Annotated in this window: 12 protein-coding genes; 3 read left to right on the top strand and 9 right to left on the bottom strand. The window is 72.1% G+C overall.

Annotated elements, in window-relative coordinates:
- Positions 1-14 precede the first annotated feature (14 nt).
- Complete coding sequence (sdhA, locus tag AC0VX2_RS02150; RefSeq protein WP_002856580.1) at positions 15-1,802, top strand: succinate dehydrogenase flavoprotein subunit; 1,788 nt, start codon at positions 15-17, stop codon at positions 1,800-1,802.
- Positions 1,802-2,593: a succinate dehydrogenase iron-sulfur subunit gene (locus AC0VX2_RS02145; protein WP_010079347.1), complete on the top strand. Its 792-nt coding sequence runs from the start codon at positions 1,802-1,804 to the stop codon at positions 2,591-2,593. Before sdhA ends, AC0VX2_RS02145 begins: the two co-directional genes overlap by 1 nt.
- A gap of 179 nt (positions 2,594-2,772) precedes the next feature.
- Here the strand turns inward: AC0VX2_RS02145 and AC0VX2_RS02140 are convergent, their stop codons facing one another.
- From AC0VX2_RS02140 to AC0VX2_RS02105, 8 genes are all read right to left on the bottom strand, one after another.
- Entirely contained in the window at positions 2,773-3,294 is a 522-nt protein-coding gene (locus tag AC0VX2_RS02140; protein WP_044659647.1) for a hypothetical protein, read from the bottom strand.
- 7 nt (positions 3,295-3,301) lie between these two features.
- The gene (locus AC0VX2_RS02135; RefSeq protein ID WP_169577783.1) at positions 3,302-3,916 is read right to left on the bottom strand and encodes a hypothetical protein; all 615 of its coding nucleotides are present in this window, start codon (positions 3,914-3,916) and stop codon (positions 3,302-3,304) included.
- Positions 3,917-3,994: 78 nt separating this feature from the next.
- A complete protein-coding gene (locus tag AC0VX2_RS02130; protein ID WP_080981684.1) occupies positions 3,995-4,651 on the bottom strand; it encodes an hnRNP-L/PTB family RNA-binding protein in 657 nt (218 codons plus the stop codon).
- A gap of 58 nt (positions 4,652-4,709) precedes the next feature.
- Entirely contained in the window at positions 4,710-5,993 is a 1,284-nt protein-coding gene (locus AC0VX2_RS02125) for an ABC transporter permease (protein ID WP_044659648.1), read from the bottom strand.
- Positions 5,990-6,751 carry an ABC transporter ATP-binding protein gene (locus AC0VX2_RS02120; RefSeq protein ID WP_049145557.1) on the bottom strand — a complete coding sequence of 254 codons (762 nt, stop codon included), beginning with the start codon at positions 6,749-6,751 and terminating at the stop codon, positions 5,990-5,992. Before AC0VX2_RS02120 ends, AC0VX2_RS02125 begins: the two co-directional genes overlap by 4 nt.
- A gap of 188 nt (positions 6,752-6,939) precedes the next feature.
- Positions 6,940-8,022 (bottom strand): tryptophan--tRNA ligase, encoded by a 1,083-nt coding sequence (gene trpS, locus AC0VX2_RS02115; RefSeq protein ID WP_049145560.1) that lies wholly within the window; start codon positions 8,020-8,022, stop codon positions 6,940-6,942.
- A gap of 26 nt (positions 8,023-8,048) precedes the next feature.
- Positions 8,049-8,975, bottom strand: coding sequence for an exodeoxyribonuclease III (locus AC0VX2_RS02110; RefSeq protein ID WP_020624731.1), 927 nt, complete (start codon positions 8,973-8,975; stop codon positions 8,049-8,051).
- Complete coding sequence (locus tag AC0VX2_RS02105) at positions 8,975-9,538, bottom strand: hypothetical protein (protein ID WP_020624732.1); 564 nt, start codon at positions 9,536-9,538, stop codon at positions 8,975-8,977. Before AC0VX2_RS02105 ends, AC0VX2_RS02110 begins: the two co-directional genes overlap by 1 nt.
- A 102-nt stretch (positions 9,539-9,640) precedes the next feature.
- On the opposite strand from AC0VX2_RS02105, the gene AC0VX2_RS02100 reads away from it, so the two are divergent.
- The gene (locus tag AC0VX2_RS02100) at positions 9,641-11,143 is read left to right on the top strand and encodes an MFS transporter (protein ID WP_251393445.1); all 1,503 of its coding nucleotides are present in this window, start codon (positions 9,641-9,643) and stop codon (positions 11,141-11,143) included.
- Between the two features lie 16 nt (positions 11,144-11,159).
- Here the strand turns inward: AC0VX2_RS02100 and AC0VX2_RS02095 are convergent, their stop codons facing one another.
- Positions 11,160-13,049: an ABC transporter permease gene (locus tag AC0VX2_RS02095; protein ID WP_102708605.1), complete on the bottom strand. Its 1,890-nt coding sequence runs from the start codon at positions 13,047-13,049 to the stop codon at positions 11,160-11,162.
- Positions 13,050-13,052: the final 3 nt, after the last annotated feature.

Raw genomic sequence — 13,052 nt, 5'->3', positions numbered from 1 at the left:
AAAGAGAGACCTGAATGCAGGTGCACAAGTACGACGTGGTGATCGTCGGCGCCGGCGGCGCGGGCATGCGCGCGGCCATCGAGGCCGGTCAGCGCGCGCACACCGCCGTCCTCACCAAGATCTACCCCACGCGTTCCCACACCGGCGCGGCCCAGGGCGGCATGTGCGCGGCCCTCGCCAACGTCGAGGAGGACAACTGGGAGTGGCACACGTTCGACACCGTCAAGGGCGGCGACTACCTCGTGGACCAGGACGCCGCGGAGGTCATGGCCAAGGAGGCCATCGACGCGGTGCTGGACCTCGAGAAGATGGGCCTGCCCTTCAACCGCACCCCCGAGGGCAAGATCGACCAGCGCCGCTTCGGCGGCCACACCCGTGACCACGGCAAGGCGCCCGTGCGCCGCGCCTGCTACGCCGCGGACCGCACCGGCCACATGATCCTCCAGACGCTGTACCAGAACTGCGTCAAGCACAACGTGGAGTTCTTCAACGAGTTCTACGTGCTCGACCTGCTGCTGGTGGAGGAGGACGCCGTGCGCGAGGACGGCACCGCCTACAAGCAGAAGCGCACCGCCGGCGTCGTCTCCTACGAGCTGGCCACCGGCGAGATCCACGTCTTCCAGGCCAAGTCGGTCATCTTCGCCACCGGCGGCGCCGGCAAGGTGTACAAGACCACCTCGAACGCCCACACGCTCACCGGAGACGGCATGGCCATCGCCTACCGCGCGGGCCTGCCGCTGGAGGACATGGAGTTCGTGCAGTTCCACCCGACCGGCCTGGCCGGCCTGGGCATCCTGCTCTCCGAGGCCGCGCGCGGCGAGGGCGGCATCCTCCGCAACGCGGACGGCGAGCGCTTCATGGAGCGCTACGCCCCCACCATCAAGGACCTCGCCCCGCGCGACATCGTGGCCCGGTCCATGGCCGAGGAGGTCCGTCAGGGCCGCGGCGCCGGCCCCAACAAGGACTACGTGCTGCTCGACCTGACGCACCTGGAGCCCTCGCACATCGACGAGAAGCTCCCGGACATCACCGAGTTCGCCCGCACCTACCTGGGTGTCGAGCCCTACACGGAGCCGGTGCCGGTGTTCCCCACCTGCCACTACTTCATGGGCGGCATCCCCACGAATATCCAGGCCGAGGTCCTCCAGGACAACGACACCGTCGTGCCGGGCCTGTACGCCGCCGGCGAGGTGGCCTGCGTGTCCGTGCACGGGTCCAACCGCCTGGGCACCAACTCGCTGCTGGACATCAACGTGTTCGGCCGCCGCGCCGGCATCTACGCCGCCGAGTACGCCGTGCAGGCGGACTGGGTGGAGCTGCCCGAGGGCGGCGAGCTGCCGACCGTGGAGCACATCGAGAACCTGCGCTCCGCCACCGGGTCCGAGCGCGTCGCGGACATCCGCGCCGAGCTCCAGGAGTCCATGGACGCGGACATGCAGGTCTTCCGCGACGAGGACTCGATCCGCCGCGCACTGGCCAAGATCGAGGAGCTGCGCGGCCGCTACGAGAACGTGTCCGTCCAGGACAAGGGCCACCGCTTCAACCTCGACCTGCTCGAGGGCATGGAGCTGGGCTACCTCCTGGACATCGCCGAGGCCATGACCCTCGCGGCCCTGGGCCGCAAGGAGTCCCGCGGCGGGCACTACCGCGAGGACTACCCCGACCGCGACGACGAGAACTTCATGGCGCACACCATGATCTACCGTGACGAGACCGCGGAGATGGAGGGCGTCAAGGGCATCCGCTTCGAGACCAAGCCCGTCGTCGTGACCCGTTACCAGCCGATGGAGCGTAAGTACTGATGAGCCACTCAGCAACCGAGACCGAGGCCCCCGTGGCCCAGGCGCAGACCCAGTCCGCCGGTGGCGGCGCAGGCGAGGTCGAGAGCTTCGACATCGTGCTCAAGGTCCGCCGCTACCTCCCGGAGTCCTCCGAGGAGTCCTACTGGGACGAGTGGCGCCTGACCATGTACGGCACCGACCGCGTGCTGGACGCCCTGCACAAGGTCAAGTGGGACCACGACGGCACCCTGTCGTTCCGCCGCTCCTGCGCCCACGGCGTGTGCGGCTCCGACGCCATGCGCATCAACGGCCGCAACCGCCTGGCCTGCAAGACGCTCCTGAAGGACCTCGACCTGTCCAAGCCCATCCTGGTGGAGCCCATCAAGGGCCTGCCGGTGGAGAAGGACCTGATCGTGGACATGGACCCGTTCTTCCAGTCCTACCGCGAGATCATGCCGTTCCTGGTCGCCGAGGGCCACGCGCCCACCAAGGAGCGCTACCAGTCCCAGGCCGACCGGGCGATCTACGACGACACCACGAAGTGCATCCTGTGCGCCGCGTGCACCTCGTCCTGCCCGGTGTTCTGGACGGACGGCCAGTACTTCGGCCCGGCCGCCATCGTCAACGCGCACCGGTTCATCTTCGACTCGCGTGACGAGGCCGGCGACATGCGCCTGGAGATCCTGAACGACAAGGAGGGCGTGTGGCGTTGCCGCACGACCTTCAACTGCACCGACGCGTGCCCCCGCGGCATCCAGGTGACCAAGGCGATCTCCGAGGTGAAGCGGGCCATCCTGGCCCGCCAGTTCTGATCCCCCGCACCACGACGGCGGCCCGTCTCCTCGCTCGAGGAGGCGGGCCGCCGTCGTCGTGGAGGGGTGCCCCTCCCGCCGAGGCCCGCAGACGCGCCGTCACCGGCCCGGTGTAGCGGCGTGTCTGCGGGCCTCGGCGTGGGGACGGGGGCGGGACCGGAGGCGGAGGCGGTCCGAGCTCAGACGTCGAAGGCGTCGCGCGTCTCCCGCCGGTGCGCCACACGCAGCCACACCGCGCTGGACACGAGCATCCCGACGACGGCACCCAGCACGACCGGCCCCCCTCCCCCGTCCTGCACCATCCGTCCACCGTCGACCATCCAGAAGGCCGCCGTGAGCATCCCCAGCACCACGAGCACGCTCCCCACGGGGCGCACGGCCCGGATGCGGCGGGTGATGCCGGCCAGGAGCACCAGGGTCAGGACGACCACCGCCGCGGCGGCCACCGGCCACGCCCCCGCCGGGGTGAGGAACGCGGCGACGTCGGCGTCGGTGACCTCGCTCGCGCCCCAGGAGCGCGCCTCCAGCACGGCGCGGGCGTAGCCGGGCGTCGACTGCAGCGCGAGCACGCCCCCCACGCCGGCCGCGCTCAGTGCGCCCGTGACGGCCGTGACGGTCTGGAACAGGCGCAGGGGACGCAGCGACGCGAGATCGGGGGCGGGGTCCGTGGTCTCGTGGGGATCGTCGTCGAGGGGGTGCATGCCCCCATCATGCCCGGCGGCGCAGGAAGGTCGTTGCGAGGCCCGGGTTGAAGGCGCACACGAGCCAGGCCGCGTTCACGAGCGCGAACAGCCCGCCCAGGACCAGGGGCAGCACCACGTCCCCGGCGGGGAAGACGAACAGGCGGATGGCCCCCAGCAGCGTCACGAAGATGGCGATCGAGGCGAACAGGGCACCCATGATGCGCGCCGTGTTGCTGTGCCGGGTCAGGCCGACGAGGACGATCGCGTAGACCGACAGACCCAGCAGGGTCGCGAACCAGACGCTGCCGGTGAGGGCGCCCTCGATCGCCTCGGCGGTCATCGCGGGCGACTGCGCGCTGCCCTCGGGCAGCGAGTCCGCGATGTCCTGGGCCGCGCCCGGGAGGAGGTTGCGCAGGATCGACGCGGCGTAGAGGACCGCGGACGCCACCGTCAGTCCGAGCAGCGCCCGGAACACGCCGGGGGTGCGGGCATCGGGGCGGATCAGCGGGCGGGCGTCCGGGCCGGAGTGCCCGGCGATGCGCCGCCGCGCCTCATCCGGGCCCACCACGGGCCGCCCGCCGCCGTCCAGGTCGTCGGGGTGGGGGGACACGGGATGCGGGGGTCGATGATCGGAGGCCATGTCGTCATGGTCTCCGCTGGCCGACGCCGGGGCGAGGGCTGGCGACCCCGGACTCGCCGCCGGCGAACGGCGTCGGGATCAGGCGCGGCGGCCCTGACGGGTGTAGGCCGCGACCTGCGGGTTGAAGGCCTTGACCAGCCACAGGATGTTCACGATCACCAGCGCCAGGCTCAGCACGGAGGCCAGGACGCCGCCGATGCCGGGGAAGGTCACGAAGGAGAAGATGCCGCCGACGGCACTGAGGGTGCCCAGGATCGCCACGACGATGCCGAGGATGCGGGCCCAGTTCTTGGCCCCGCGGAGGTTGAAGTACACCAGGGCGTACAGGGCCACACCGATGAGCAGGACGATGATCGTTCCCACCGTCACGGAGGCGCCCACGACGGGCGCGATCTCCTCCACCTGCTCGGGGGTGAGGCCGCTCTGGCGCAGGGAGTCCCGCATGCTCTCGATGCTCTCCCCGCCGCCGAACAGGCCCGGCAGGGCGGACAGCACGTACAGCGCGAGCGACGTGAGCGTCAGCGTCAGGAGGGCGGGGAACGCGGCCGGCTCCGGGACGACGCCGTACGGGCTGCCCGGCTGGGCGCCGTAGCCCGGGGCCGCGTAGGGCTGCGTGCCGTAGCGGGAGCCCGCGGCGGGCTGGCCGTATGCGGGGTTCTGGCCCGGGTACGGGCCGGGGCCGCCCGCGGCGGGCTGCTCCGGGTTCGGGTCCGGGTTCGGTCGATCGGTGGTCATGGTGAGCTCCTCGGTGTCGTGGGTGACGGTGATGGTGATGACGGGCGCGGCGGCAGGATCACTCGTGTCGCAGTGCCTCGATGGGATCCTTCCGGGCCGCACGCAGGGCGGGCAAGGTGCCGGCGATGAACGCGATGGCCACGATCAGCAGCAGGATCAGCAGCAGGGCGAGGGGGTTGACCGCGAACAGGACCAGGCCGGTGACGCCGCTGAGGGGGCCGGTGGTCAGCACCTGGTTCGCGATGAGTCCGACGGCGACGCCCAGGCCGATGCCGATCAGCGAGCCGAGCAGGCCGATCACGACGGCCTCCATGGTGAACAGGCCGAAGATCTTCCCGCCGGTCATGCCGAGGGCCTTCATGAGGCCGATCTCCCGGGTGCGCTCCTGCACCGCCATGAGCAGGGTGTTGATGATGCCGAAGCTGGCGGCGAGCAGCGCGATGAGCGCGAAGCCGGTGAGCACCCACGTGACGGCGTCGATGATGCCGCGGATCACGCCGAGCTGCTCCTCGAGGGTCTGCGCCAGCAGGCCCTGGTCGGCCAGCGCCTGCTTCACGGCGTCCTCGTTCGCCTCCGGGTCCTCCACGATCGCCGTGGCCTGGAAGTAGGTGTTCCGCTGCGACTCCGGCAGGCCCTCCGTCGTGATGTCGTAGATCTCCTGCTCGAGCGACTCCGACGGCGTCGGGGCGGTGCCCGCACCGGACGCGGCCGCCTTCGTCACACCGACCACGGTGGCCGTCACGGACTTGTGCTCCTGCAGCGGGGTCGCCGCCACGACGGTCAGCTCCGTGCCGACCAGGTCCTCGGCGTCGCCGGCGCCCAGGTCCTCCACCCACGACTCGGGCATGACGATCTCCGCGGCGCCGGCCTCGGGGGCACGGCCGGCCGAGAAGGTGAGCATGTCGATCTCGCCGGAGCTGCCCATGAAGCCGGTCTGCCACTTGCGGTCGTCCGGGCCCTGGATGTACTCCGGCTCGGCCACCCGATAGGTCTTCACCTCGGTGACGTGCTCGGTGTCCTCGATCGCGGCGAGGTCCTCCTGCGTGAGCAGCGGCATGCCGAACATCTCGCCGCCGGCGGCGTCCTGCTCCGTGTACTCCTGGGGCGAACCGCTCGCCGCACCGGCCGAGGACATGTCCTGCTGCTTCATCACGGTCAGCTCGCCGGGCTTGCCGAAGCCCTCGACCACGTTGTCCACGTACTTGTTGATGCCCGCGCCGAGCCCCGTGGTGAGGGTCAGCGTGAATGCGCCGATCACGATCGCGACGACGGTGAGGAAGGTGCGCAGCTTGGAGCGCATCGTGTTGGCGAGCGCCGTGCCCGCGACGTCGGTGGCCTTCATGCCCGCGCTCCGTCCCGCTCGGTGCCGACGCGCTCGTCGGCGATGACCACGCCGTCCTGCAGCTCGACGCGACGGTCACACTTCGCGGCCAGGTCGTCGTCGTGCGTGACCACCACGAGGGTGATGCCCTCGTCGCGGTGCAGGCCGAAGAGGATGTCCTCCACGGCCGCCGAGGTGGCGGAGTCCAGGTTGCCCGTGGGCTCGTCCGCGAACAGCACCGTCGGGTTGTTCACGAGCGCACGGGCGATGCACACGCGCTGCTTCTGGCCGCCGGAGAGGTCCGTGGCCTTGTTCTTCGCCTTGTCCGCGAGCTCGAGCCGCTCGAGCACCGCCATGCCGCGGCGGGTGCGCTGGGCCCGGCCCACGCCGGCGATCTTCAGCGGCAGCACGGTGTTCTCCAGGACCGTCTGGTTCGGGTTCAGGAAGAACTGCTGGAACACGAAGCCGAACCGCTCGTTGCGCAGCTGGGAGATCTCCGCGGCCTTGAGCTGGGAGACGGGACGGCCGTCCATCGCGACGACGCCGGCGGAGGGCTGGTCCAGCAGCGCCAGCAGGTGCATCAGGGTGGACTTGCCGGAGCCGGACTTGCCGACGACGGCCAGGGACTCGCCGCGCTGGATCTGCAGGGTGATGCCCTTCAGCGCGTCGAAGCGGGACGCCCCGCGACCGTAGACCTTGACGAGGTTCTCCGTCTCCAGGACGGGTTCGGCGCCGGGCGGGACCTCGGCGACGGCGGGGATGGGGACAGCGGTGGACATGGCTCCGGCACTCCTCTGTCGGTGGGGCTCGCCCCCGCTGCGGCAGGAGCGGAGGCAGTGCCTCCATCCTGACAGCCGCGCACGCGCCGCCGCCTCCACCTCGAGTCGGAGAACACGACGGCCCGCGTCCCCCGCAGGTCGGGGGCGCGGGCCATCGTCGGGAGGCCGCGGGGCCGGTGCGGCCCGGCTCAGCGCAGCGGCGGCAGGAAGCCGACCTTGGCGTAGACGTCCTCGAGCACGGGCGTGGCCACGGCGCGGGCCTTCTCGGCTCCGGAGGCGAGGATGCGGTCCAGCTCAGCGGGGTCGGCGAGCAGCTCGAGGGCGCGCTCGCGCACGGGGGCCAGGCGCTCGACGACAGCGTCCGCCACCGCGACCTTGAGGTGCCCGTACATCTTGCCGACGAACTCCTCCTCGAGCTGCGGGATCGGCGTGCCGGACACCGCGGCGAGGATGGTCAGCAGGTTGGAGACGCCGGGCTTGGCCTCGCGGTCGAAGCGCACCTCGGTGCCGTCGTCGGTGACCGCGGACTTGATCTTCTTGGCGGTCTTCTTCGGCTCCTCGAGGATGTTGATGAGCCCGTTCGGGGACGCCGCGGACTTGGACATCTTCGACGTGGGGTCCTGCAGGTCGTAGATGCGCGCGCCGGTCTCCGGGTAGAAGCCGGTGGGCACCACGAACGTCTCGCCGTAGCGGTGGTTGAAGCGCTGGGCGAGGTCGCGGGTGAGCTCCACGTGCTGGCGCTGGTCGTCGCCCACGGGCACGCCGTGCGGCTGGTAGAGCAGGATGTCCGCGGCCATGAGCATGGGGTACGCGAGCAGGCCGACGCCGGCCGCGTCCGCGCCCTGCTTGGCGGACTTGTCCTTGAACTGGGTCATGCGCATGGCCTCGCCCATGCCGGTCATGCAGGTCAGCACCCACGCCAGCTGCGCGTGCTCGGGGACCTGGGACTGGACGAACAGCGTGGAGCGCTCGGGGTCGATGCCGCCGGCGATGAACTGCGCGGCGGCCACCCGCGTGCGCTCCGCGAGCGCGGCCGGGTCCTGCGGCACGGTGATGGCGTGCAGGTCGGGGATGAAGAAGAACGCCTCGAAGTCGGCCTGGGTGCGCTCCCAGTTCACGAGGGCGCCGAGGTAGTTGCCCAGGTGGAGGGAGTCCGCCGATGGCTGCATGCCGGAGAGCACGCGATGCCGGGCGGACGCGCCGGGCAGGTGGGCGGTGGCGGCGGCGTCCTGGGCCAGGACGTCCTGGACGGAGTTCTTCTTCATGGTCATCTCAGCCTCGGGTCTCTCCTGCACGGTCAGAACTGGTAGTCGACCACGAGGGGGGCGTGGTCGGAGAAGCGGGTGCCCCAGCTCGGGGCGCGGTCCACGACGGCGGCCGTCGCCCGCTCGGCCAGGCCCGCGGTCGCCATGTGGTAGTCGATGCGCCACCCGGCGTCGTTGTCGAAGGCCTTGCCGCGCATGGACCACCACGTGTACGGGCCCGGCACCGGCCCGGCGAGGGCGCGGTGCACGTCCGTGAAGCCGAGCTCGCCGAAGAACCGGTCGAAGTAGGCGCGCTCCTCGGGCAGGAAGCCGGCCTTCTTCACGTTGCCCTTCCAGTTCTTGATGTCCAGCTCGGTGTGGCCCACGTTGAGGTCGCCCGTGACGAGGGCGTGCCCCTCCCCCGCGGCCAGCTCGGAGAGGCGGCGGACCATCTCGTCGAGGAACCGGTACTTGTCCTCCTGCTTCGGGGTGTCGACCTCGCCCGAGTGCACGTACGCGGAGACCACGGTCAGCGGCGAGCCGTCCGGCAGGCGCAGGTCGGCCTCGATCCAGCGGCCGGCGTCGTCGAAGTACCCGTCGGCGTCGGCGATGCCCGTGCGGACCTCGCCGAGCGGGAACCGCGAGGCGATCGCGACGCCGGCCCGCCCCTTGGCGGCGGCCACGGCGTCCGCCAGGTGCACCTCGTCCCAGTCCTCGCCCACGATCTCGCGGACCAGCTGCGCCGTGACGTCCGCGGGGGCGCGCACCTCCTGGAGGGTGAGCACGTCCACGCCGCGGCCGGCGAACCACTCCCGCATGCCCTTGCGGTGCGAGGCGCGGATGCCGTTGACGTTCACGGTGGCCACGCGCACGGCGCCGTCGGCCTTGGGCGCCCCGGCGTGGGCGTGCACCACGGGCTCGCCCTCGGCGGGCTCGGGGTACTTCCCGGTGACGGGGTCCTTCTCGGGCAGCGCCGTCATCAGCCGATCACCGTCCCGCTCACCGGGCCCTCGGCGCCGCCGGTCCGGGACTCCTTGATCATGTCGCGGGCGTTGGAGGCCGTGATGTCGATGGTCTCCAGGGCGCGGTCCACCATCTCGCGGTCCATGCCCTCGCCTGCGGCGAGCTGCTCGCGCACCACGCGCACCTGCACCTGGGCGATCTTGAACGAGTGGTCCAGCTTGGTGTCCCGCAGGGGGTCCGCGGCCGGTGCCGGCGGGGCCACCGCGGGGGCGGCGGCGTCGGTGTCCCGGCCGCGCAGGGCGGCGACGTCGGCGCGGGCGTTCTGCATGGCGGTGTCCACCTTGCGGCCCGCGGCCTGGACGCCGCGGCGCATCTGCAGGTACACGACCACCGCGAACACGAGCCAGCCGGCGGCGACGGCGACCACGAGCCACCCGATCACGTCGTTCTGGTTCGCGGCGAAGATGATCGCCACGATCAGGATGACGATCATCGCAACGAAGCCGAGCGATCCCACGCGCAGGCCGGCGCGGGGGCCGCGGCGCGCGCCGTCGGGACCGGGGGTCAGGGACTGGGACATGGGTGCTCCTCCGGAGGGGCTCGTGGGGTCTGCCCTCCATCATCCCGCATCGTGGGGTGCGCTCCGAATCGGGCGGCCCGCATCGGCGCCTATCCTGAGGCGATGACCCCCCGGCCCCCACACCCCGCCGACCCCGTGTCCGGGGCCTTCACCCCTGACCAGCACCGCATCCTCATCGCACTGCTCATGCCGCTCTTCCTCGCGCTGATGAGCGTGTCCGTGGTGAACGTGGCGCTGCCGGCCATCGAGTCGGGCCTGGACGCCACGAGCGCGGATCTGCAGTGGGTGCTGGCGGGGTACACGCTGACGTTCGGCACCGTGCTCGTGGCCGCGGGCCGCGCCGGCGACCTGTGGGGGCGCAAGAACCTGTTCCTGGCGGGCATCACGCTGTACATGCTCGGCTCCCTGCTCTCCGGCCTGGCCGGGGACACCCTGCTGCTCAACGCGGGACGCCTGCTCACGGGCCTGGGCGCGGGCGTGTTCAACCCCCAGGTCATCGGGTTCATCCAGTCGAACTTCCACGGCCGCGCCCGCGGGCGGGCCTACGGGCTCTTCGGCACCGTGGTGGGCCTCGGCGTGGCCGTGGGGCCCCTGCTCGGCGGGCTGTTCCTCGGCGCGTTCGGCCCCGAGTGGGGCTGGCGCTCCACGTTCCTCATGAACGTACCCGTGGGCCTGGCCGCCGTCGCGATGGGTGCCCTCTGGCTGCCGCCGCCCACCCGCGTGCACGGCCTGCCCGCCGCCCCCGGCCCGCGCGGGATCGCCGCACTGGACCCGGTGGGCGCCCTGCTGCTCGGCGCCGGCGGGGTGAGCCTCATGGTGCCGTTCATCGTCCCGGGCAGCGCCTGGCTGCTGGTGCTCGCCGCCGCGCTCGTGACGGCGTGGTGGCTGTGGGAGAAGCGCGTGAAGGCCCGGGCGTCGGCCACCGGCGTGCAGCCCATGGTGGACCCGGCCCTGTTCCGGCGGCCGTCCTTCACGATCGGCGCGCTCGAGTCCACCATCTACCTGGCCACCATGCCGGCGGTGTTCGCGATCGTGGCGATCTTCCTGCAGCGCGGCATGGGGTTCACGCCGCTCGAGGCCGGCCTCGTGGGCCTGCCCGGCGCCGTCGTCGTGGCCTCCCTGTCCCCGTGGGTGGGCTCGATGGTGCAGCGGCGCGGGCCCGTGCTCGTGCTGCTCGGCGCCCTCGTGGGCCTCGTGTCGCTGGGGGTGCTCGCGCTCGCGTTCGAGCGCAGCGCGGCCGGCGCGTGGTCGCCGTGGATCGTGGGGGTGGGGCTGATCGTGCAGTCGGCCTCGCAGGCCCTGCTGCTCACCAGCACGCAGGTGCTGATGATGGACGACGTCGCCGGCCACGAGGCGGGGGCGGCCGGCGGCGTCGCCCAGACGGCGCAGCGTCTCGGCACCGCCCTGGGCCTGTCCGTGGTGACGGGCGCGTTCTTCGCGGCCCTGGCCGGCGCCGCAGCCGAGAGCGCCGGTCCGCCGTCGGCCGCGGCGTACGCGCACGCGGCCTCGACCGCCATGGGCATGGTGGCCGTGTGCTGGGCGCTCACCGCCGCGGTCGCGGCCCTGGACGTGGTCCGGCGGCGCCGCGCCGCGCGCGCGGCCTGACCGGCCCGCGGGGGCCTCAGCGCAGGAACAGCGCGCCGAGCCGGCGGGCGGCGAGCCACACCCCGACGCCGGCCATCACCACGAAGTAGAGGACGTGGCCGGCGGTCGCCCAGCTCAGCACGCCCACCGCGAGGGCGCGCATCATCTCCACGGCGTGCCACAGCGGGAACACGCGGATCACCCACTGGATCGGCTCCGGGTAGACCGCGAGCGGGAAGAACGTGGCCGAGAACAGGAACATGGGCATCAGCACGATCTGGACCCAGTCCATGTGCTGGAACGTCTTCATCCAGCTCGTCACCGCCATGCCGAGGGAGGCGAAGCCCAGCGCCACGAGCAGGGCGCCGGGGATCATGAGCAGCGCCGTCCACGAGGTGACGAGCCCGGCCACGGTCATGACGATCAGGAAGCCGACCGCGTAGATCAGCCCGCGCAGCAGCGCCATCGCGATCTCCCCGAGCGCCACGTCCAGCGGGCCCAGCCGCGTGGAGAGCATGGTCTGGTACGTCTTCGCGTAGCGCAGCTTGAAGAACACGTTCCACGTGGAGTCGTAGATGGCGCCGTTCATCGCCGAGACCGCCAGCAGTGCGGGGGCGAGGTACATGCCGTACGGGACGGGGGTGCCGTCCGGGCCGGCCACGTCGCCGACCAGCGCACCGAGACCCAGTCCCAGGGAGGCCAGGTAGAGCACGGGCTCGAAGAACCCGGAGAAGAACACCACCCAGTTGTTGGACTTCAGGGAGAGGAACGCCCGCTCCATCACCGCGCGCACGTTGCCCGAGTACGCGCCGGCCAGCGGCCCGCGGCGCACGGGGATCTCGGGCATGGGCGGCACGGCGACGGCGTGTTCCCGCACCACCGACGACGACGGCGCGGCCGGGTCCGCCTGCGCGGCGGCGGGTGCGACGTCGGCGCGGGCGGCCCCGGTGCGCGCGGCACGGCTGCCCAGGCGCGGGGCACGGCGGCCCAGGCGCGGGGCACGGTCCCGACGGGCGGCCGTGACGGCGCCGCGGTCCGGGGTGCCTCGGACCCAGCCGAGGCGGCGCGTGTAGATCCGCACCGCGAGCCAGGCCCCGCCGAGCGCGAGAGCCAGCAGGAACGCCACGTGCACCACGGTGAGCCAGGCCGGCTCGACCATCCGGTAGGAGAGCACGCGGCCGAGCTGGGCGGCGTGCCACTGCGGGGAGAGCCAGCCGATCCAGCGCAGCCACACCGGCAGCGCCTCGAGCGGGTAGAAGGTGGCGGAGAACAGGAACAGGGGCATGACCACGAGCCGCTGCAGGGTGGCGAACTGGCCCTTGTCCTCCTTCAGGGAGGCCGCGAACGCCATGATCGGCGCGCCGACGGCGAGTCCGCCGAGCGTGGCGGTGAGGACCTGCACCCACGCCCACGGGCTGGAGACCACGCCGAACGCCAGCATCACCAGCAGGAACACGGCAGCCTGGAACACGAACCGCAGGCTCACGGCCGCGAGGTGGCCCAGGGCGATCTGCGCCGGAGACAGCGGAGTGGCCTGCGCCGCGTAGTACGTGCGCTGCCACTGGAACCCGCCCATCACCGGGTAGGAGAACTCGACGGACGCGGTCATCAGCGCGCCCGAGGCCAGCAGCGCCGGGGCGATGAACGCGACGTAGGAGACCCCGCCCAGGGCGTCCTGCGGCATCCCCCCGCCCATGAGCTGGGCCAGGCCCAGGCCCATGGCCAGCAGGTAGAGCACGGGCTCGCCGAGCGCCCCGACGAGCAGCACCGCGCCGTAGCGACGCATGTTCCGCAGCTGGTGCTCGGCGTAGAGCAGGACGCCGCGGCGCCTCACACGCTCCACGGACGCCGCCGCGGTGACCGGCGGGCGCAGCGGCTCGGCGGGCGAGGCGGGGCCGGGGGTCGTCGTCGTGGTGGGGGACGGCACGGG

The organism is Micrococcus sp. iso_239 (genome assembly GCF_056173395.1).
The sequence above is the reverse complement of the archived record's forward strand: the minus strand, read 5'-3'. Positions and strand labels throughout refer to the sequence as shown.

Excerpts from the sequence above, each read along its gene's own strand:
- AC0VX2_RS02110 (WP_020624731.1), bottom strand. The coding sequence starts at position 8,975 with ATGACGGCGCTGCCCGAGAAGGACCCCGTCACCGGGAAGTACCCCGAG.
- AC0VX2_RS02125 (WP_044659648.1), bottom strand. The coding sequence starts at position 5,993 with ATGAAGGCCACCGACGTCGCGGGCACGGCGCTCGCCAACACGATGCGC.
- AC0VX2_RS02105 (WP_020624732.1), bottom strand. The coding sequence starts at position 9,538 with ATGTCCCAGTCCCTGACCCCCGGTCCCGACGGCGCGCGCCGCGGCCCC.
- sdhA (WP_002856580.1), top strand. The coding sequence starts at position 15 with ATGCAGGTGCACAAGTACGACGTGGTGATCGTCGGCGCCGGCGGCGCG.
- AC0VX2_RS02140 (WP_044659647.1), bottom strand. The coding sequence starts at position 3,294 with ATGCACCCCCTCGACGACGATCCCCACGAGACCACGGACCCCGCCCCC.
- trpS (WP_049145560.1), bottom strand. The coding sequence starts at position 8,022 with ATGACCATGAAGAAGAACTCCGTCCAGGACGTCCTGGCCCAGGACGCC.
- AC0VX2_RS02100 (WP_251393445.1), top strand. The coding sequence starts at position 9,641 with ATGACCCCCCGGCCCCCACACCCCGCCGACCCCGTGTCCGGGGCCTTC.
- AC0VX2_RS02120 (WP_049145557.1), bottom strand. The coding sequence starts at position 6,751 with ATGTCCACCGCTGTCCCCATCCCCGCCGTCGCCGAGGTCCCGCCCGGC.
- AC0VX2_RS02130 (WP_080981684.1), bottom strand. The coding sequence starts at position 4,651 with ATGACCACCGATCGACCGAACCCGGACCCGAACCCGGAGCAGCCCGCC.
- AC0VX2_RS02135 (WP_169577783.1), bottom strand. The coding sequence starts at position 3,916 with ATGGCCTCCGATCATCGACCCCCGCATCCCGTGTCCCCCCACCCCGAC.
- AC0VX2_RS02145 (WP_010079347.1), top strand. The coding sequence starts at position 1,802 with ATGAGCCACTCAGCAACCGAGACCGAGGCCCCCGTGGCCCAGGCGCAG.